General features: G+C 60.0%; 13 protein-coding genes. 2 read left to right on the top strand and 11 right to left on the bottom strand.

Annotated elements, in window-relative coordinates; translation table 11 throughout:
• Positions 1–5 precede the first annotated feature (5 nt).
• Positions 6–734, top strand: coding sequence for a hypothetical protein (locus CIG75_RS10525; protein ID WP_094236630.1), 729 nt, complete (start codon positions 6–8; stop codon positions 732–734).
• Between the two features lie 103 nt (positions 735–837).
• Here CIG75_RS10525 and CIG75_RS10530 read toward each other — a convergent pair whose 3' ends face one another.
• The 5 genes from CIG75_RS10530 to CIG75_RS10550 all read right to left on the bottom strand — a co-directional run bounded on the left by CIG75_RS10530 (position 838) and on the right by CIG75_RS10550 (position 3,133).
• Positions 838–1,326: a VUT family protein gene (locus CIG75_RS10530; RefSeq protein WP_094236631.1), complete on the bottom strand. Its 489-nt coding sequence runs from the start codon at positions 1,324–1,326 to the stop codon at positions 838–840.
• A 107-nt stretch (positions 1,327–1,433) separates the two neighbouring features.
• Positions 1,434–1,658: a beta-ketoacyl synthase N-terminal-like domain-containing protein gene (locus CIG75_RS10535; protein ID WP_157729506.1), complete on the bottom strand. Its 225-nt coding sequence runs from the start codon at positions 1,656–1,658 to the stop codon at positions 1,434–1,436.
• 98 nt (positions 1,659–1,756) lie between these two features.
• The gene (locus tag CIG75_RS10540; RefSeq protein ID WP_094236633.1) at positions 1,757–1,939 is read right to left on the bottom strand and encodes a hypothetical protein; all 183 of its coding nucleotides are present in this window, start codon (positions 1,937–1,939) and stop codon (positions 1,757–1,759) included.
• A gap of 5 nt (positions 1,940–1,944) precedes the next feature.
• On the bottom strand, positions 1,945–2,544 hold the full coding sequence (locus CIG75_RS10545; RefSeq protein WP_094236634.1) for a hypothetical protein: 600 nt from the start codon (positions 2,542–2,544) through the stop codon (positions 1,945–1,947).
• Complete coding sequence (locus CIG75_RS10550; protein WP_094236635.1) at positions 2,525–3,133, bottom strand: GTPase; 609 nt, start codon at positions 3,131–3,133, stop codon at positions 2,525–2,527. Before CIG75_RS10550 ends, CIG75_RS10545 begins: the two co-directional genes overlap by 20 nt.
• 444 nt (positions 3,134–3,577) lie before the next feature.
• Here CIG75_RS10550 and CIG75_RS10555 point away from each other — a divergent pair, with 444 nt between their 5' ends.
• Entirely contained in the window at positions 3,578–4,135 is a 558-nt protein-coding gene (locus CIG75_RS10555) for an ATP-binding cassette domain-containing protein (protein ID WP_227874199.1), read from the top strand.
• Positions 4,136–4,268: 133 nt separating this feature from the next.
• Here the strand turns inward: CIG75_RS10555 and spoVK are convergent, their stop codons facing one another.
• The 6 genes from spoVK to CIG75_RS10585 form a co-directional block, all read right to left on the bottom strand.
• Positions 4,269–5,246: a stage V sporulation protein K gene (gene spoVK, locus CIG75_RS10560; protein WP_407701288.1), complete on the bottom strand. Its 978-nt coding sequence runs from the start codon at positions 5,244–5,246 to the stop codon at positions 4,269–4,271.
• 130 nt (positions 5,247–5,376) lie between these two features.
• A complete protein-coding gene (locus tag CIG75_RS10565) occupies positions 5,377–5,679 on the bottom strand; it encodes a hypothetical protein (RefSeq protein ID WP_094236637.1) in 303 nt (100 codons plus the stop codon).
• Between the two features lie 235 nt (positions 5,680–5,914).
• Positions 5,915–6,172 (bottom strand): response regulator, encoded by a 258-nt coding sequence (locus CIG75_RS10570; RefSeq protein ID WP_094236638.1) that lies wholly within the window; start codon positions 6,170–6,172, stop codon positions 5,915–5,917.
• Between the two features lie 67 nt (positions 6,173–6,239).
• A complete protein-coding gene (locus CIG75_RS10575) occupies positions 6,240–13,460 on the bottom strand; it encodes an amino acid adenylation domain-containing protein (protein ID WP_094236639.1) in 7,221 nt (2,406 codons plus the stop codon).
• A 36-nt stretch (positions 13,461–13,496) separates the two neighbouring features.
• Positions 13,497–14,771: an MFS transporter gene (locus tag CIG75_RS10580; RefSeq protein WP_094236640.1), complete on the bottom strand. Its 1,275-nt coding sequence runs from the start codon at positions 14,769–14,771 to the stop codon at positions 13,497–13,499.
• A 19-nt stretch (positions 14,772–14,790) separates the two neighbouring features.
• The gene (locus tag CIG75_RS10585; RefSeq protein ID WP_094236641.1) at positions 14,791–21,201 is read right to left on the bottom strand and encodes a non-ribosomal peptide synthetase; all 6,411 of its coding nucleotides are present in this window, start codon (positions 21,199–21,201) and stop codon (positions 14,791–14,793) included.
• Between the last annotated feature and the right edge of the window lie 2 nt (positions 21,202–21,203).

The raw sequence follows: 21,203 nt of genomic DNA on the forward strand, positions 1-21,203 counted from the left end.
TCCCGATGAAACGAACCAGCAAGCGCTTCTTACCTCAACGCTCTCATCTAATTCTGTACGCGTTGGCACTTCTCGTAGCCGCCCTGTTTCTCCCGGCCTCGGTGATGGCACACAAGCCAATATTTGTTGAGCGCAACATCGGAGGCTATGAGCAAGCCTATGAAATTCCTTCCCCGTCCGTCTCCTATGCCACGTACGGTGAACTAAAAACGCCGCGTGCTGTCGATGTCTACAAAATCACATTGACCGAAGCTGCACCGTTTTACGCTCGCCTCTCCGTCCCCAAACAGCCGCAGTCTGAAACGTTCGGCCCAGCGTTCGTTCTCTTTGGTCCAGGATTACCGACGACCAACGAACCGCCAAATTATCCGCTCGATCTCCCGCCAGCGCTCGGACGTGCCATTCTGCTTTGGAAAGGGGAAGCGGACGAATTTTACGAACCTTTCACGCAAACGACCTACCTTGAACGCCAACTGATCTCCAAGACGCTTGAGCCTGGCACCTACTACATCGCCGTCTACGACCCAGCAGGCCAAAGCGGCAAATATGTGCTCGCCACTGGTGACCAAGAAGAGTTTGGCCTGAGCGACTTGATCAAGTTCCCGGCCACTTGGTACAAAGTACGCATGTGGTATAACCCGAACCAAACCTGGCTGATCATCGCCTGTGCACTCGCCTTTTTGCTAAGCAGCCTCTACTATCTCAAACGGATACGCCATCGACCTGAAGACTGATTGAACACGTTCTCTTTGGCGAAACAGTCCGCAGTAGCTAAGGACAGCGCTCTCGCTGATCCTGATCCTCGAAGCTACTCAGCTCAACAAAAAGAGAGGGCGCCTAGGCCCTCTCTCTTTTTCGGATCAACAACAGCGACCAGACGTAGCCGCCCAGCACCTTAGCCAAAAATTGTCCTGCCACCACCCACGGGATGAACATACCAAACGCGATGGTCGGAAACGTGACCGAGTCGATCGCAGCCGAGGCGACGTTGGAGCCGTTGACTTTGACAAACCTCGGATAACGACGCATCAGATGATAGACGACCGTATCGACGATGCCCGATAAGGCGAACGCCACAAACGAAGCAAGTGCGACCTGTGCTGCCTCGCGGTACATAATGTAAGAGAGGATCGAACCGACCAGCACCAGCAGTCCCATGTTCAGCCAGAGTTTCCTGCCCTGCCAGCGCTCATGCAACGCGTCCCGGGTCGTAATATCGAGACCGATGAACAAAAATGCGTTGATGATCGTCGATGCCGGTCCGAACAGTGCCACCGAGAGATTGGCCGCCACGATGGCTGCCAAATACAAGCCCACCAAAAACATACGAAACAAACACCTCCACTACGGGCAACACCAAATCAAACGAAGATTGACAAGGATGCCATTTCACATCTCCCTATTATATACACAAAATTTGATTTCCACGGAAATTAGATGATTCGGGCGAATGTGACAAGGAGCGCGCCGATTCGTCCTCTAGCTCTTCTAAGTTGCGCAATGATGAGTTCTTCCACGTCAAAGGTCAACTCCTGCACGGTGCTTGCCTCAAGGCCCTCACACAGATTCTTCCAAAACTGCACTACATCATCCGCGCCTGAAAACCGCCCCGCCATCCCCACGATGGAAACCACGTCGAGCATATCTTTGATGCTCAACACTCTCTTCCCATTCATTTGATACTTTATCTATACTTCCCTCATAAAGTATCGCCCTTCATTTAGACACAAAAAGAGGCACCCTTTGTGCGGAGTGCCTACTGTAGATATGATTTGTCACAAATCGGACAGACGCCTTTTCGCAAAGACTCTTCCCGTAGTTCGATGTGTGACAGGATGCGTCCTTCCCGCATCCCAGCCACGTGACCGACCCGCCGTCCCAGCGCGTACCCAATCAGTACGACGAGCAGAAAAAGCGCCATCATGAGCAGTTCTGTCACGTCTGCTACCCCCTTTTACGCGACCCGATTCCACCAAATTGCGCAATGATCATATGCACCAGCGGGGCGGCGACCAGCACCTGTACCGTTTTCATCGGTGAAAGCAGGACTGAGGCGAGCAGAAAGATAAACATCGCCAACGTCACTTCCACAAATCCAAAACGAATCGCCAAATTATTCTGACCTGAACGGCGATCATATTGCAAATCCATCAGATCATCGAGCAATTGGATCATCGCCATCACGCACAGCGCCCACAACGTCAAGCCGATGCTGGTCGCCCAGCCCGAGATGGCGAGCACGATGGCCGACTCGACCCACCCGGGCAGGCGGGTCGGCATCTTCTCCAACAGATCATGCCCCATTCCGATCGCATAAGCGGCTAGAAACAGGGCCAATGCAACCTGGGGTGCCAGCGCCATCGCCACGCCAAACCCAAGCAGTGCATAGGGCAGGCAGGCCCGCCCCAATCGGATCGCCAGCGTGTGCCGCCCGACGCACTGATCGTATTCCACATCCAGCCAATCGTCCATCAGTTTGATCGTCAGTCCTGCCAGCACAATGCCGATCCACTCGACCAGCAGGCTAGACCAGACGCCAAACATGCTCTTTCACCTCCCGAAACCCTTGGCGGTAAAGTGCCGAGATCGGCAACAGATGAAGTCCCTTCAATTCCTTTTGTAATAGCCGAAAACCGCTCTTTCCTTCCGGCAGATCGGTCTTGTTCGCCAAACAGAGATACCCGCTCTTGCGCTGACCAAGTTCGGCGATCTGCAGATCCAAAGCACCTAGCGCTTGCAAGCCACCGACGCGCTGCACTTCCTTTGCATCGACCAGATGCAGGATGCAGTCGGCGTGACGCAACTCCTGTAGCGTTTGCGCCATCGCCTCCCGCATTTCGAGGTCGGGGTGAATGCCGTCAGCAAGTCCGGTCGAGTCGGTCAGCTTAAAGTGTCGCACGCCTTTTCCTCTGGGCAACTCCAACTGGATCGATTGCAGGTTGCGAGTCTTGTGCAAACCAGTACCTGATAATTCTTGTCTGGCGCTCACCATGTCCAGTTTGCGCTGCCGAGTGGTGCCGTCAGGAAGTTGAAAAAAAACTTCCATGCGTTGGAGACCTAAATATTCTGCAAAATTGATGCAGAAGATCGTTTTACCTACGTTGGTTCTCCCAATCACGAGACAGTTCCTCATGTCTGAGTCCCTCCCCCAAGACCAAATCGTCCGGCTCGATGCGCATCCGTTCGTCTCCGTTCCTGATCAAGCGCAGCCGCAACTTCTTCCCTTGCGAACTTTTATACAAAATGCTCCCACCTCACTTTCGAAAAGGTTGATACAGCGTATGTGGGCGCAGAGAAATTGTGATTACCTGTGCGAGGAACAATGGGACTTATCAAACGTTATTGCTTGAATTTCATAAAAATACCTACCTCCGCATGGATGAAGAGTTGCGATCGCCAGACTTGAACCTTCTATCAATGAAATCTAGATCATAAATTTATCGGAAATTCTGTTAATAGTTATATTCAAAATAATACCAATTGTATTATGATAAGCTTGATCGCCTTTACCTGACTTGGAAAGGATTCCCATCATGACGAAATCAGATCCATCCGATTCCGTTCCGTTAAAGCATTATTGGAAATTACTCGTCAAGTACCTTTCACCGCAGAAAGGGCGGGTTTTTCTATTTTTTTCCTTCCGCCGCGAAGCAGCTATACGCCGCAGTCGCCTCGACTGTTCACCGATACGATTCAAGACAACATCTTGATGGGCCTCGAGGCAGACGAAGCGTTAATCGAACAAGCTGTTCACCAAGCGGTCATGGAACGCGATCTGCATGACATGAGCACAGGCTTGCAAACGATGGTTGGCACGAAAGGTGCCCGCCCCTCCGGTGGTCAAGTGCAACGCACCGCAGCCGCGCGCATGTTTGTGCGACAACCTGAGTTGCTCGTGTTTGACGATCTGTCCAGCGCCTTAGATGTAGAAACCGAACGCCTGTTATGGGAGCGCACATTCGAGAATGCAGAGACAACCTGCCTAGTCGTCTCCCACCGAAAATCTGCCTTACTGCGCGCTGATCACATCATTTTGCTTCAAGATGGTAAAGTGGCAGCGGAAGGCACACTTCAAGAAATGCTGGCGACGAACACCGAAATGCAGAAATTGTGGTCCGGGATCGGCGACGAATAGACTTCCAGGCAAAAAGCCGCCTCAGCGTGATGCTGAGGCGGCTTTTTATGACTTTTACATTCGGAGGTAGCATACCCTATAGGGGCAAACTATCGATATACCTATACTCATATCCCGCGTAGACAACTTTGCCTTACCTACGGTGGTGCTCCCAATCACGAGAAAGTTCCTCATGTCTGAGTCCCTCTCCCAAAACCAAATCGTCCGGCTCGATCTTCATCAACTCATCTCGCGTCGGACTGCTAGCCTCGAGCAGTCGTACCGCTTGCAGTCGCACCGCTTTTTCGATGACATTGCGCACCATGCGGGCGTTGCTAAAGTTACGCTGGCCACTTGTGGCCGAGTTGCGCAGGAATGTGCGCAGTCTGCTTGACGCTTCCGATGACAATTTGTATTCGCGCTTGCGAAGCATCGTGTCGGCGATTTGCATCAATTCCGATTCGCTATAGTCCTCAAAGTTCACCACGATCGGGAAACGAGACGGCAGGCCAGGGTTGGTGCGCAAGAACAGATCCATTTCATGACCATACCCGGCCAAGATGATCACCACGTCATTCTTGTGATCTTCCAGACCTTTTACCATCGTGTCGATGGCCTCTTTCCCAAAATCTTTTTCACCGCCGCGTGCTAGGGAATACGCTTCATCGATAAACATAATACCGCCCAATGCTTTTTTGATGTGGTCCCGCGTCTTTTGCGCCGTATGTCCAATGTACTCCCCGACCAGATCGGCGCGTTCCACTTCGACCAGATGTCCTTTGGACAGCACGCCCATCTCGCGCAGAAGTTTTGCGAGAATGCGGGCGACCGTCGTCTTTCCCGTGCCCGGGTTCCCTTTGAAAATCATATGCAACACGATCGGCTCCGTGGCTAGTTTCGCTTGGGCGCGCTTTTGTTGGATTTGCACAAATGCATAGATCTCCTTGACCAACGTCTTCACTTGCTTCAGGCCGATCATCGAGTCTAGCTCGTTCAAAATTTGCTGAAAGCGCTGCATCTCTGACTGCGTCGAACGGTTCCCTTCTCTGCGCACCGCAGGAGGGCTCCCCGATCCGTACAGCCGTCTTAGTGCTTCGTTCAGCGCCACCTCCCCGTTGCGGTACTGATCGATCACATCCACTCCATCCCGCTGGTTCGGCGGCTTCTGACCGCTCCTCAACACGTTGTTTCCACCTCACTTTGACAAGAGTGTTGTATAGCCTATGTGGCTCTTGCGGGATGGGTGAATGTCTACGGTCACTCTATCCAACGTAAAAAAGCCGGAACTGATTTCCGGCTTGCTGAAATTTCTTGTAATCGTCCTGATCAAAAGGCAGTTTAAGTGATCGATGCAGTCTTATAATTATTGATTTCAAGTACAGCTCGATTGAATGGCGATACAAATACTGAACAGGCATGGGGATGTACGTTGTTCCAAAATTACCCATCTCTTCTGCATACTCCTTTGATTGAAACAAGAAGTCTGCGGTTTTTTGGAAAGTGTCTGCAGTCGCTGCAAAACCATTATCAATATGATCTGTTGGTGGCAAAAAAAACTCATTCAAAGTATCATCTCCCCTTTTAGGCTTGCACTTCGCAAATATGCACCGGACACCTTGTGCAGCGACTCGGAAAGAAATAAAAATGCCCTGTAGTTAGAAAGGGCGGCTCGGCCGAGTAACGACTTTCACCATTCCGTGTGATGTCAAGCCATCGTGATCTTAACTAATCTGCTCCATTTTCAACTCGGTTTCGTGGTTACACTTCGGGCATTTCCCTGATACTTTGTAACGAGTAGCTTTATTTGGCACTGGCAAATTTGCGGCCAAAACAACGGCTCGAACGGTTTGAAGTCACATCGATCGTCCGCGCGTCGCCCTGATAGCCCGGCATCATCACATCGACGATCGCCAGATGCACGCGCTCCTCCTCCAGCAGCCGCGACGCCGCCGCTCCATCCTCCGCCGGAAGCACGCGATAGCCTTCTTTTTGCAGATAAAAACCAACCAAAGTTCGCAGATGCGGATCATCATCTGCTATCAGGATTGCAAGTCTCATCGGGTTCCCTCCATCTCCACTCCATCATAACAAAAAAGCGTGCAGAGTTCGTCTGCACGCTTCTTGCCTATCTCACGATCAGTTGCTGATAGAAACGCTGTACTTCTTCGGCTAAAACCTCAACGTCCGGCGCTTGCAGCAGCGCGTAGTGATCGCCTGCCGCGCTCGCCAGCTGAATCGGTGCGTCGATCAGCGTGCTCCAGCCCAGCGTCGGGTGGTCGTCCGCATCGAGTGCCCCCCCGTTGGCGAGGAGGAGAAGGGTCCGGACGGACACGCTTTGCGCAGGGGCGTACTGCTCTTGGGCCCGCACGTTCGCCTCGTACAAGCGGAACAGTTTCTTCAGTCCCGGCAGGTCGAGTTCCTCCGGCGCCATGCCCTGTGCCCGCAGCGATGGCCACAGCCCGTCAAGCGTGCCGTGCGCTGTGAACAGCTGCTCCAGTTGGCCTCCTGCCTCGCTGCCTGCCGTCGCCAGCAAGTCGCGCAGGAATCCGTGCAGCAAGTCCGCATCGCCTTTCGCCGCCGACCGCCGGTACAAGCTGACCGGCGCAAAGCTGTCAAACAGCGCCAGCATCGCGACCTCCTCGCCGCTTGCCTGCAGCTGCCGCGCCATCTCAAAGGCGACCACGCCGCCAAACGACCAGCCGCCGAGATGGTACGGCCCATGAGGCTGTTCCGTGCGCAGCGCGGCGATGTAGGACGCGGCCATCGCTTCGACCGAAGCGAGACCGGACGCCTGCAAGGCATAGACCGCAAAGTCCTGTTGCAAAAGCGACGCCAACTGCGCGTAGCAGAACGCGGTGCCGCCGATCGGGTGGACGAGGAAGAGCGGGGTGCCTGTCGCTTGTCCGACTGCAAAACGCACCAGCGGCGAAAATGCTGCCGCCTCGTCGCGGTCGCGAAGCGCAGCGGCCAGCTCGCGGATCGTCGCCAGCTTGAACAGCGCGTTCAAGGGCAGTTCGCGGCCGAAGCGCTGGGCGATTCGCGAGATCAGGCGGATCGCGGCGATCGAGTGCCCGCCGATCTTGAAGAAATGATCGTCGATGCCGATCGGGCGCTGGCCGAGCAGCTCTTCCCAGATCTGCACCAGCTTCGCTTCCAACTCATCGCGCGGCGGCGACAGAAGCTGTTCCCGGCTCTCCGTTTCCCCGGTTCCGAGGGCGGCGAGCGCCTTGTAGTCGGCTTTCCCGTTGTGGTTGACCGGAATCCGGTCGAGCAGCAGGAGCTGCGGCACCATGTAGAGCGGCAATTTGGCCTGCAGATACGCTTCGATCTCCTCCCGGCGCGCCGGGTCGGCGACTGTATAGCCGACGAGGACCGGCTCGCCGTTGCTGCCCTTCGGAGCCGCGACGACCGCTTGCTGCACCGCCTCGTGCTCGCTCAGCACGCGCTCGACCTCGCTTAGCTCGATGCGCAGCCCGCGAATCTTCACCTGGCTGTCGTTGCGCCCCAGATACTCGATGTTGCCATCGGGCAGGAAGCGCGCCAAGTCCCCGGTGCGGTACAAATGGCCTCCGGTGCGGAAGAGATCGTCGAGGAAGCGCTCGCGAGTCATCTCCGCGCGGTCATGATAGCCCCGCCCGACCTGCACGCCGCCGATGTACAGCTCGCCGACCGAACCGATCGGCACCGGCTGCAGCTGGGCATCGAGAATGTGCAGCTGCGTGTTCGCGACCGGTCGCCCAATCGGTACCAGCGGCCACGGGCTGTCCGGGCGGCACTGCCAGTACGTGACATCGACCGCCGCTTCCGTCGGGCCATACAAGTTGTGCAGCTCGGCGGTGTACCGCGCGAGGAATTTCTGCTGCAGCGGGAACGGCAAGGCCTCCCCGCTGCAGAACACCAAGCGCAGGCTCGCGCAAAGCGCCGGGTCGGCCGCTTCGACGAACACATTCAGCATCGACGGCACAAAATGCAGCGTCGTCACGCCCTGCGCGGCGATCAGTCCGCTCAGGTAGCGCAGGTCTTTGTGTCCGCCCGGACGGGCGAGCACCAGCTTCGCCCCGGTCACCAGCGGCCAAATGAACTCCCAGACCGACACGTCGAAGCTGTACGGCGTCTTTTGCAGCACGACATCCTCCGCCGTCAGCCCGTACTGCTCCTGCATCCAGAGGATGCGGTTGCAGATGCTGCGGTGGGTGATCATCGCGCCTTTCGGTTTGCCGGTCGAGCCGGACGTGTAGATCATATAAGCCAGCGTGTCCGGGTCGTACGGCGCCGGTTCGAAGTCCGCTTCGCCATCCATCCCGGCAGCCTCCGCCAGCAGGTCTTCCGCGACCAGCACCGTGCCGATGCTCGGCGGCACCAGATCGAGCCACTTGCGCTGAGTGAGCAGCACGCCGATGCCCGCATCTTCGAACATCTCCTGCAAGCGCGCTTCCGGGAACTCCGGGTCGAACGGTACGTACGCGCCGCCCGCTTTCATGATGCCGTACAAGCTCGCCACCAGCTCCAGGGAACGCTCGAACAGCAGGCCAACTTTTGTCTCCGCGCCTGCTCCTTGCGCCTGCAGCACGCGGGCGATCTTGTTCGCCTGCGCATTCAAGTGTCCATAGGTCCACTCTTCCCCTTCAAACTGCAACGCGGTGCGGTCGGGCGTTTTGGCAACTTGCTGTGCGAACAGGTCGTGGATGCAATGCACCGGATAGTCGCGCTCCGTCTCGTTCCACGCCGCCAACTGCCCGAGTTCGGCCGGAGACAGCAGGTTCACCCGCTTGTGCTCGGCGTCCGCATCTTCGGTCATCGCGGTCAGCACCGCGCGGAAATAGCCTGCGATGCGCCCGATGCTCTCTTGGGAAAATTGGGCCTGGTCGTAGCGCAAGTCCAGCCGCACCGCCGCATCGAGCTCCAAGCCAAACTCGGCGCCAAACGCAAATGAGGTGTCCGCATGCCCTCTTTCGTCCACGACCTGCAGATGCGGATACTCCTCCACTTCGTTTAACACATGGAAGTGGGTGTAGTTGAAGAACGTCTCAAACAGTTCCTGCCCGCCTTGATCCTGCTGGATCTGCGCCAGCGGATAGTGGCGGTGCGGCAGCGTCTCCTGCTCTTTTTCAAAAACGGAAAAGATCAGTTCGCGCCAGGAAGCGGACGTCGGCTCGACGCGCAGCGGTAGCGTGTGCAGGAACATGCCCAGCGTCCGCTCGCTGTCCTGCTGTTCCGGGCGGCCGTTGAACACCACCCCGGTCAGCACGTCGTCTTGGCTGCACAGCAGGCTGACCACCCGCAGATGCGCCGTCAGCAGCACGCTTTTCACCGGTACGCCGAGCTGGCGGGCCAGTCCGGTCACCTTTTCGGACAGCTCGGGCGCGATCGCCACGCGTTCCATCCCCATCGCCGACGGCAGCTCTTCCCCGATGCGGGCCTGTCTGCGCGGCAGTTGGTTCAATGTCGCGCCGGACAGCCGCTCCCGCCAGAACGCTTGGGTCTGCTCCGAACGGAGCGCCTTTTGTTCCAGGCGGATGAACTCTTTGTATGACGCGACGGGCGGCGCGGGCAAAGGTTCGGCCAGCCCCAGATGGTGCAGGTACAGGCTGAACAACTCGGTCTGCAGCGTCGCCACGCTCCACCCGTCCAAGATCGCGTGATGCTCGGTGATGCCCAGATGGAATGTCGCTTCATCCAAACGGTGGAAGGCAAAGCGCAGGATCGGAGCTTGCGTCCAGTCGATCGGATGCGCGCGCTCATTTTCAATCCAAGCGTCAAGGAACGCGGCCTGCCGGTCGGCCGCTTGGCCGCGCAGGTCTTCGAACACCATCGGCACCTCGGCCTCGCGATGCACCAACTGCATCGGCACGCTGTATGTGGTCAGATCGAACGAGGTCCGCAAGATCGCATGGCGCGCAGCCATCTCCCCGACCGCTTTTTTCCATGCCGCTTCCTGATAAGGAGCTTGCAGCTTGAAGCTGTGAACGTTGTGATACAGATGCTGGCCGGCGTCCATCTTGCTGTGGAAGAGCATCCCCAGCTGCGATTGGGACAGCGGATAGGCGTCTTCGATCCCCGGCAAGAGCAAGGCGCGGTCTGCTTCGCTGAGCAGCTCGGCTTCTGCCGCTCCTCCCTTTTCCGCTTCTCCCGCCGTCGCGATCGCCTGCAGCAGACTGCGCACCGTCGGGTGCTTGAACAGCTCCTGCATCCCGATTTCGATCCCGGCCGCCCGCGCCTGATACAAGATCTGCAAGGAGCGGATCGAATCCCCGCCGAGTTCAAAATAGTTGTCGGTCACCCCGACCTGCTCCACCTGCAGCACGCGCGACCAGATCTCCGCCAACGCCCGCTCGGCATCGGTCGCCGGAGCTTCGTACGGACGGGACAGAGAGCTGCGCTCCTGCTCCGGCACAGGCAAGGCGCGCACGTCCGTCTTGCCGTTGATCGTCACCGGCACGCTGTCGATGTTGACAAAGAAGCCCGGCACCATATACTCCGGCACTTTCCCGGCGACGAATTCGCGCAGGCGCTCCGTCTGCAGCGCATCAACTCCGCTCCTCGGCACCACGAAGCCTACCAGCCCTTGGCTGCCGGACGGCAGCGTCTTCACCGCCACGACCGCTTCGGCCACGTCCGGGTGTTGCAGGAGCGCCGCTTCGATCTCGCCCAGCTCGATGCGGAAGCCGCGAAGCTTCACCTGCGTGTCGGCGCGACCCCGGTATTCCAGCTCGCCGTTGGGCAGGCGGCGGGCCACGTCGCCCGTCTTGTACAGCTTGCCGGATCCAGCTGCCCCGTACGGATGAGGCAGAAAACGCTCGGCGGTCAGCTCCGGCCGGTTGTGATAGCCGCGCGCGACTCCAGCGCCTTCGACATACATCTCGCCAAACACGCCGACCGGCACCGGCTGCAGTTCTTCATCCAACACATGCACCTTGAGGTCGGGGATCGGCACGCCGATCGAACTGCTGCCAACTGCCGCCGCCTCTTCCCCCGAGATGACGCGATAGGTGACATGCACCGTCGTCTCCGTGATCCCGTACATGTTCACCAGCTGCGGCTGTTGGTCGCCATGTCGGTCAAACCACGGACGCAGCACGCGGAAGTCGAGCGCCTCGCCGCCGAAGATCACATAGCGCAGCGACAACGCTGCCGACCGCTGCAGCTGATCGACCCCGATCAGCTGACGGAAGCTGGACGGCGTCTGGTTCAGCACCGTCACCTTGCGACGGGCGAGCAGTTGGTAAAACGACTCCGGCGAACGGCTGACCCAGTACGGCACGACGACCAGTCGCCCGCCGTAGAACAGCGCCCCCCAGATCTCCCACACGGAAAAGTCGAAGGCGTAGGAGTGGAACAGCGTCCAGACATCCCCTTCGCCAAAACCGTACCAGGCCTCCGTCTGCGCAAACAGGCGATGCACATGGCCATGCTCGATCAGCACGCCTTTCGGTTTCCCCGTCGAGCCGGACGTGTAGATCACATAGGCCAGATTCGACGGCTGCACATCCAGCGCCGGATTGTCGGCCGCATACGCCGCCAACTGCTGCTGAACAGCATCCAGCTCGATCACCTGCAGCCCCTCCGGCCGTTCGTCCAGCACGCCGCCTTGCGTCACCAGCACCTTCGCGTTCGCATCTTCCAAAATGAAGCCTGTGCGCTCCGCTGGCGAGGCCGGATCGACCGGCACATAAGCAGCGCCCGCCTTCAGCACGCCGAGAATCGCCGTGATCATCACAAGCGACCTTTCCAAACAGAGCACGACGAGGTCTTCCCGCTGCACGCCGCTGTCCAGCAGCAGGCGCGCCAGGCGGTTGGCCTGCTCATTCAGCTCGCGGTAAGTCAGCGTCTTCCCTTCATACTCCACCGCCACGCTGTCCGGCGTGCGCTCCGCCTGCTGTTCAAAGCGCAGATGAATGCACTCTGCAGCTTCCGCTTGCTGCGGCAGCGCTTCCAGCCCCGCTTCAAACCTCTGCCACTCTTCCTTCGTCAGCAGCGGCACTTTCTCCACCGCCCCGTCCGGGTCGGCAGCCAGCCCCTCCAGCAGCACGAGGAAATGCGCGGCCATCCGCTCCACCGTCGCCGGGCCGAACAGCTCCGCGTTGTACTCAAAGCGCCCCTGCGCCTGCCCCTTGCCCGTGCGGACATAAAAGGCAAAATCAAACTTCGCCGTCACAGCGGGCGTCTCAATCCCCGTCACCGTCACGCCCGGCAGCGACAAAAAGCTCTCCTCGCCGCTTTCGTTCAAGCACTCGAACAAGACTTGGAACAGGGGCGTATGATGCAGACTGCGCTCCGTGCTGACCTCTTCGACGATCTTGTCAAAAGGCGCCTCGGCGTAGGGCATCATCTCCAGACACGCCGCCTGCACTTCCTGCAGACGCTCCCGGAACGTCACGCCGCGCTTCATTTGCGCACGGTGCACCAGCGTGTTGACGAAAAAGCCGATCACCTCTTGCAGGCCGTCCTGATTGCGGTTGGCGTCGAGCGTCCCGATGCAGAAATCATCCTGGCCGCTGTAGCGGTACAAAAACACCTGCAAGGCGGTCAGATAGACCATAAACGCCGTCGCGTTCTCCGCATGCCCCAGCCGCTCCAGCGCGGCGGCGACCCCTTCGCCAATCGCAAATTCATAACTGCCTCCGCGACTGGTCGGCTGTGAGCTGCGCGGACGGTCGGACGGCAGGTCGAGCAGGGGCAGATGCCCCTCCAGCCGCTTTTTCCAGAACTGCATCTGCTCGGTGAACGCGTCTGACTCCAGCCATTCTTCCTGCCAGACCGCATAGTCGCCGAACTGCAGCTCCGGCTCCGGCAGTTCGACCGTCTCCCCGGCGGCAAACGCCGCATAGTGCGCCTCCAGCTCTTGGAACAGCACCTGTACCGACCAGCCGTCGATGATGATGTGATGAATCGTCAGGAGCAGCAGATGATCGTTGTCCGCAAAAGCGATCAGATGGGCGCGGATCAAGGGCCCGGTCGCCAGTTGGAACGGCTTCAAAGCTTCCGCATGCGCCAGCTCCATCGCCCGCGCATCTCGCACTGCTTCCGAGAGACCTGTCTCGCTCAGCACCGCCAGCGGAAGCAGCAGGCGGGGCGCCGCCACTTGCACCGGCACCCCTTCGTCGTAGAGCAGGCGGGTGCGGAGCGCCTCATGGCGCTCCACGACGGCGTTCAGGCTGTCACGCAGCGCCTGCACATCCAACCGACCGCGCAGCCGCAGCGGGAAGGACAGGTTATACGCCGGATTCCCGGGGATCAGTTCCTCTAAAAACCAGAGGCGTTTTTGCGAAGCGGAGGCGGGAAAGACATAGCTTTCCTCGCCTTCAAACACGCCTTCCAGCAGCGCTTCGTTCGGCTTTGTAGGCATGAGGTTCGTTCCTTTCGTGGTGGATTTCGTGGTGGATTAAGAAGCCTGTTCCGCCGCAGCGGCCGGCGCTTCCGGGATCTTGTCCAGCTTGGCCACCGACGAGGTCAGGATCACGCCGCTGGAGATCAGCATCCCGGCCGCCCCGACGACGAGCGTCCACTGAGTGCCGATCGCATCTCCGAGGAACCCGCCGAGCATCGCCCCGACCGGTATCGAGCCGAAGATGATAAAGCGCAGCGATGCGTTCATCCGGCCTTGCAGATGGTCCGGCGTGATCGCCGTGCGCAAGGAGCGCTGGTTGATGTTGTAGATGACGATCATCGCCGCATCGACAAACTGCGAAACCATCAGCACGATGATCGCAAGCGTCACCGAGAGCAGAGAGGAGAGCGGCACCAGCAGGTAAAACACGCCGGCCAGGGCCAGCGACAGCACCAGCGTCTTGCCGAGCGACAGTTTTTCCGCCACTTTGCCGGCCACCGCAGCGCCGGCCATCGCGCCGACGCCGCTCATCGTGAAGATCAGGCCCAGCATGAACGGCGAGAGGCTGAGCTCGCGTGTGACATAGAGGATGTAGATCGCTTCCATCGCCAGCCCGAACAGGTTGAACAGGCCGGTTGCGACGGTGATGCGGGCAAGGATCGTATTGCCGAAGACGAATTTCAGCCCGTCGCGGATGTTCTGGAACACGTTGTTGTCTTCTTTCTCTTCCGGCAGGGACGGCTTGTCCTCTTTGCGCTTGATGATGATCAGCGTAAAGGCGGAGATGAAGAAGGTGATGCCGTTGATCAGGATCGCCACCGGCGCGGTCAGCAGCTGCACCAGCGCGCCGCCGATCGCCTGGCCGCTGATCTGGGAGGCGGAGTTGGAGAACTCCAGTTTGCTGTTCCCTTCCACCAGCTCCTCCGTCTTGACGATCGACGGAAGGTACGACATGTAGGCGATATCAAAAAAGACGGAGGCGGTACCGACCAGAAACGAGATCGTGCACAAAAGTTCAAATGTCAAAAATCCTTCCCAAGCTGCGTACGGAATCACCAGCAGCCCGACGCCGCGGATCACGTCGGTCAGGATCATGATCGGTCGGCGGCGAAGCTGGTCGACCCAGACGCCGACAAACAGCGAGAACAAAATGTACGGAAGATAGCCGATCGCCGTCAGCATCCCCATCTGCACCGCGTTCACGTTCAACATGAGCGCGGCGATCAAGGGCAGGGCCAGCGTGGTGATCTGGGCCCCGAACATGGACAGAGTCTGCCCCGTCCAGAGTTTCATAAAGTCAGGATGTTTCCAAAGTCCTGTAAATTTCATGAGTTGTATAAGCTCCTTTTTACAGCTTCTTCGACGTGCGCTGGGCACGCTTGAGCGTCGGTGCGGCCGCAGCGGCAACCCGCTGTGTAGCCGGCATTGCGTCGATGCGGGCGGCGAGGTCGGACAAGAGCGGCGTTTCAAACAGCGCGCGCACCGGCACATCGGCGGCGAACTCTTTGCGCAGGCGGAAGATCACCCGCGTCACGAGCAGCGAATGCCCGCCGAGGCGGAAGAAATGATCGTTGGCGCCGACCCTTGCCGCGCCTAGCTCCTCCGCCCAGATCGCAGCCACTTTTTGCTCGGTCGGCGTGCGGGGCGGCAGATAGGCATCTTCAGCCGCCGCGAAGCTCGGCAGGGGCAGCAGCTTGCGATCCACTTTCCCGTTCACATTGAGCTGGAACTTCTCCAGTACGACAAACGCGGACGGAATCATATACTCCGGCAGGCGGTCTTTGAGGAAATCGCGCAGCTCCTGCTCCTCGACCGCGTCGCCCGCCAGGACGAGGTAGGCGGTCAGATACTTGCCGATCACCGCGTCTTCATAGGCGACGACGATCGTCTCTTTGACCAGCGGATGCTGGATCAGGTGCGATTCGATCTCGCTCAGCTCCACGCGGAAGCCGCGGATCTTCACCTGATGGTCGGCGCGCCCGACGAATTCGAGGTTGCCGTTTGGCATCCAGCGCGCCAGGTCGCCCGTGCCGTACAGCCGCTCGCCCGGCGCCAGCGGATGCTCGATGAATTTTTCGGCCGTCAGATCCGGGCGGTTCAGATAGCCGCGACCCACGCAAGCGCCGCCGATGAACAGCTCGCCGGTCACGCCAAGCGGCGCGGGCTGCAGCTGCTTGTCCAAGATCCAGACCTGCTCGTTGTAGATCGGCTTGCCCAGCGGGATCATCTCCCCTTCCGAGCCCTCGCAGAGATACAGGCTGGAGAAGACGGTCGTCTCGGTCGGGCCGTACGTGTTGTACAGCTTCACGCCCGCAAACGAGGTCAGGTAGCTTTTCTTCAGCGCGTCGCCGCCGGAGAGCAGGATGCGCAGCGAGTGGCCGGTCAGGTATTTGTTCAGCTCTTTCGTCACCAGCGACGTGGTCGCGATCGCCGTGATCTGTTTGTCGCGGACAAAATCGGACATGTGCGCCATGTCGAGGAAGTCGTATTTGTTGACGAGGAACAGGCTCGCCCCGGACAAGAGCGCCGGGAAGATCTCCTCCAGCGAGTTGTCGAACGCCAGCGTCGCCTGCTGTAGGAAGCGGTCCTCCGGGATGATCCGGAACAGCTTCTGGAACGCATCGACAAAACAGACCAGGTTGCGGTGTTCGAGCATCACGCCTTTGGGCACGCCGGTCGTCCCCGAGGTGTGCAGGACGACAAGCAGGTGCTCCGGGCCGTTTTGCAGGGGCAGGTTGCTGTCCTCCTGCTCATAGAGCTCCGGCGCGGTCATATCGTACACCGTGCCGGTGAAATCGGTCCAATCCTGCGGCTGATCGAGGTAGGTCAGGAACCATTTGGTCTGAGCGCCGCCAAGCACGGTGAGCACCCGTTCGCGCGGGGTGGCGATGTCCAGCGGCATGTACGCGCCGCCCGCTTTTAACACCGCCAGCACGGCGACGATCATCTCCAGGGACGGCTTGGCCATGATGCCGACCAGCGAGTCCGCTTCCACCCCGGCCGCACGCAAGGTGCGCGCCAACTGGTTCGCTTTGCGGTTGAGCTGTCCGTAGGTCAGCTGCTCGCCGTTGTACTCGACCGCCAGCGCCTCCGGGTCGCGCTCGACTTGATGCTCGAACATCTCCTGCACGGTCAGGTGCGCCGGGAAATCTTTTTCCGTCGAGTTCCAGCTCTTCATCAGCTGTAGCTCCTCCGGCGTCAGCAACGGCAGCGCGGCGATCTTTTCATCCGGCGTTTGCAGCGCGCCTTCCAGCAGCAGTTTGAACTGGTCGGCCATCCGGGCGATCGTCGCTGCGACGAACAGGTCTGTGTTGTAGTTGAATTCCAGCGCCAATCCTTCCGCCGTCTCTTCGGCGATCAGCGTCAGTTCAAATTCCGCCTCGTCGGTGTACACCGCTTGCGGCGTCACGGTCAGGCCGGAGAGCTTCAGGAGCTGTTCCGGCGTGTTTTGCATGACGAACATCGTCTGGAAGACAGGCGTCCGGCTCATGTCGCGCTCGATCTGCAACTCTTCCACCAGCTTCTCAAACGGCAGGTCTTGGTGGGCAAACGCGCCCAGCGCGCCTTCGCGGACGCGGCCGAGAAGTTCGCGGAAGCTCGGCTCGCCCGACAGGTCGGTGCGCAGCGCCAAGGTGTTGGCGAAAAAGCCGATCAGCGGTTCGGTCTGGGCCAGCGTGCGGCCCGCGATCGGCGTGCCGACGACGATGTCCTCCTGCCCGGTATAGCGGTGCAACAGCGTCTGGTAGGCGGCGAGCAGCGTCATGAACAAGGTCGCGCCCTGATCGCCGCTCAGCTTCTTCAGATCCTGCAGCACGCTCGCCGCCAGCTCGATGCGGTGGTACGCGCCGTGGAAGCGCTGCACCGCCGGACGCGGCAGGTCGGTCGGCAGTTGGAGCACCAGCAGCTCGCCTGCGAACTGCTCTTTCCAGTAGCTGAGAGGTTCGGCCAGCACATCGCCTTGCAGCCAGTCGCGCTGCCAGGCGGCAAAGTCGGCGTACTGGATCGGCAGCGGTGCCAGCGCGGCAGGCTGGCCGGTGCTCTCTGCTTCATACAGCCTCATCAGTTCCTGCATGAATACGGTCAAGGACCAGCCGTCGGAGATGATGTGGTGCATGACGATCATCAGCGCAAATTCTTCCGCTCCCGTCCGGTACAGTTTCGCGCGCAAGAGCGGCCCTTTTTCCAGATCGAACTTCACCTGTGCGTCTTGGCGCATCCGGCCGGTCAGCTCTGCTTCGCTCAGCTCTTCGAGCGGCAGTTCGATGCGGAACGGCGGGAGGATCACCTGCTGCGGCACGTTGTCTTCCGTGCGGAACACGGTACGCAGCGACTCATGGCGCGCGACGAGCGCGCCGAGGCCCGCTTCCAGCGCGGCGCGGTCCAGCGGCCCGGTCAGGCGGTAGAACGAAGGCATGCGGTACGCCGCTTCGTCCTGGACGAGCTGATCGAAGAACCAGAGTCGCTGCTGGGCGAAGGACAACGGCAGCGGCTGCGTGCGGTCGGCCGCCGAGATCGTCACTTCCTGCGCCAGTTCTTCTCCGGCTGCGCTGAGCAGTTCGGCCAGCGCAGCCAAGGTCGGCTGTTCGAACAGCACGCGCAAGGGCACGTCGGCGCCGAGGCGATGGCGAATCCGCGAGGCTGCTTGCGTCGCCAGCAGCGAATGGCCGCCGAGGGCAAAAAAGTTGTCTTCGCGACCGACGCGCTCCATGCCGAGCAGTTCCGACCAGATCGCCGCCAGCTGCTCTTCGAGCGGCGTTTGCGGCGCGATGTAGTCGGCCATCCCGTCGCGGGTGAGCTCCGGCGCGGGCAAGGCGCTGCGGTCGATTTTTCCGTTCGGGGTCAAAGGCAGGGCGTCCAGCATCACAAACGCGGACGGCACCATATATTCCGGCAACTTCTGTTTGACGTTGCGGCGCAGATCGTTGACGGTCGGCGCAGAACCTTCTTTGGCCACGACATAAGCGACGACGCGCGGGTCGTTCGCCTGATCTTCGCGGACGATGACCATCACTTCCTGCACGCTCGCGTCTTCGGCGAGCACCGCTTCGATCTCGCCGAGTTCGATGCGGAAGCCGCGCACTTTCACCTGATGGTCGATCCGGCCCAGATAGTCGAGCGCACCGTCCGGCAGATAGCGCACCAAATCGCCGGTGCGGTACAGCCGCTCGTCTTCCCCTTCGAGGAACGGATTGGCGATAAACTTCTCCGCCGTCAGCTCCGGGCGGTTCAGATAGCCGCGGGCGAGACCTGCGCCGCCGAGGTAAAGCTCGCCGGACGCGCCGAGCGGAACAGGCTGCATGTGCGGGTTCAGCACGTATGCTTTCGTATCGGCGACCGGGCGGCCGATCAGCGGAGAAGACGCGGCCTGCCGCTCCATCTTGGCGAACGTCGAGTAGGTGGTGTCCTCCGACGGGCCGTACAGGTTGTACACGCTGTCCAGCGTCGGCAGTTCGTACAGGCTCTGCACCAGCGATTTTTTCAGCGGTTCGCCCGCGAGGTTGATCACGTTGACGTTGGCCGGGATCGCCCCCAGGCGCAAAAGTTCGGCGATCGCCGACGGCACGGTGTTGATCAGCGTGACTTCGCCCTTTGCAGGCAGTTCCGGCAGGTGCAGCGCGTTTTGCGCGAGGATCACCCTGCCGCCCGTGCTGAGCGGGACAAACAGTTCGAAGATCGACAGGTCAAAACAGATCGACGTGGAGAACAGCACGCCCGCCAACTCCTGTGCGGTGTACACCTCCTGCGCCCATTGCACCAGCGTGGCGGCGCTGCGGTGTTCGATCGCCACCCCTTTCGGCCGTCCGGTCGAGCCGGACGTGTAGATCACATAGCCGAGATGGTGCGGCGCAGTGGCGCGCTCCAGCTGTTCGGCGCTTTCCAGCGCGATCTGGGGCAGCACCTGCTCTAGGCAAACTTTTTCCCCTTGGAACTCCTGGAGCCGATCCGCGAGATGGCCTTCGGTCAGCAGCAGTGCGACCTGCGCGTCTTGCAGCGTGAACAAAATGCGCTCCTGCGGATAGTTCGGGTCGAGCGGCACGTACGCGCCGCCCGCTTTCAAAATGCCGAGGATGGCGACGACCAGCTGCGCGGTGCGCTCCATGCACAGCCCGACCAGCGATTCCGTCCCGATGCCGCGCTGCTGCAGGAAACGGGCCAGCTGGTTGGCGCGCCCGTTCAGCTCAGCGTACGTGATGCGCGTCTCGCCGTCGATCAGCGCCACCGCGGACGGCGTTTTCGCCACCTGCGCTTCGACCAGCTCGGGCAGCGTCTGCTGCGGGAAGCCGGACGCGGTGTCGTTCCACGCCACGAGCTGCTGGTGCAGGTCGCGATCGCTCTGGAACGGCACTTCCCCGACCGGTTGCTCGGGGCGGGCGGTGAGGCTGCCGAGCAGATTGACAAAATGCTCCGCCATCCGCTCCATCGTCGCCGGGTCGAACAGGTCGGCGTTGTACTCAAACACCGCCTTCATCCCGTCCGCTCCCTCTTCCATAAACAAGGTCAGGTCATATTTCGCCGACCCGTTGTCCACTTCGAAGCGCGAGACGGTCACGCCGGGCAGTTCGACCGCCGACGCCGGCGCGTTCTGCACGGCAAACATCGTTTGAAACAAGGGCGAATGGCTCAGCGTGCGCTCCGGCTTCAGCTCTTCGACCAGTTTCTCAAACGGAACATCCTGATTGGCGAACGCGTCGAACGCGACCGTCTTCACCCGCTCCAGCAGGTCGAGGAACGTCGGGTTGCCGGACAGGTCGGTGCGCATGACCAGCGTGTTGACGAAAAATCCGATCAATTCTTCCGTCTCCGTCAGGTTGCGGTTGGCGACCGGCGAGCCGACCAGCATGTCCTCCTGACCGGTGTAGCGCAGCAAAAGCGTCTTGTACGCGGCCAAGAGCACCATATACAAGGACATGTTCTGCTGACGGCACAGCTCTTTGACCGCGCGGCTCAGCTCTGCAGGCAGTTCAAACGCATACTCCCGGCCCCGGAAACTCTGGGCCAGCGGGCGCGGCCGGTCGGTCGGCAGCTGCAGGAGCTGCAGTTCGCCGCGCAGCTGTTCCTTCCAATACTCCAGCGACTGGGCCAGCGCCCCGTCTTCCTGCACGCGCTGGTTCTGCCAGACCGAATAGTCGGCATACTGGATCGGCAGCTCCTTCAGCTCCGGCGCAGCGCCTTGCAGCAGCACCCGGTAAAACTCGGTCAGCTCGCGGAACAGCACGCCTGCCGACCAGCCGTCCGAGACGATGTGATGCACGTTGAGCATCAGAATGTGCGAGCTCTCGTCCAGCTTGAGCAAATACATGCGCACAAGCTGTCCGGCCTGCAGGTCGAACGGCAGCTGCGTCCACTCAGTCAGCAGCTCCTGCGCCCGCCCTTCGCGCTCCGCTTCCGGCAGCGCCTGCAAGTCCACTTCCTGATACGGCAATGCCTGCAACGGATCGACCTTCTGGCACGGCTCGCCGTCCCTCTCTTCAAAGCGGACGCGCAGCACGTCATGGCGCTTGCAGATCTCCTCCACGCTCCGTTTCAGCACGGTCGCATCCAAGCTGCCTTGAATGCGGAAGAGGTACGGAATGTTGTAGGCCGCCTGGCCCGGATGCAGCTGGTCGAGGAACCACAGCCGCTTCTGCGGATAGGAGGCGGGAACCCACTCGCGCTCCGGCTGGCGCTTGATCGTTTGCACCGGCTTCTTGTCCCGGCTCAGCATCTTCGCCAGCAAAGCCTGTTTGGCAGATGCCAGCCCTTCCTTGTTCACCGTCATCT

The organism is Tumebacillus algifaecis, from assembly GCF_002243515.1.
Lineage (GTDB): Bacteria > Bacillota > Bacilli > Tumebacillales > Tumebacillaceae > Tumebacillus_A > Tumebacillus_A algifaecis.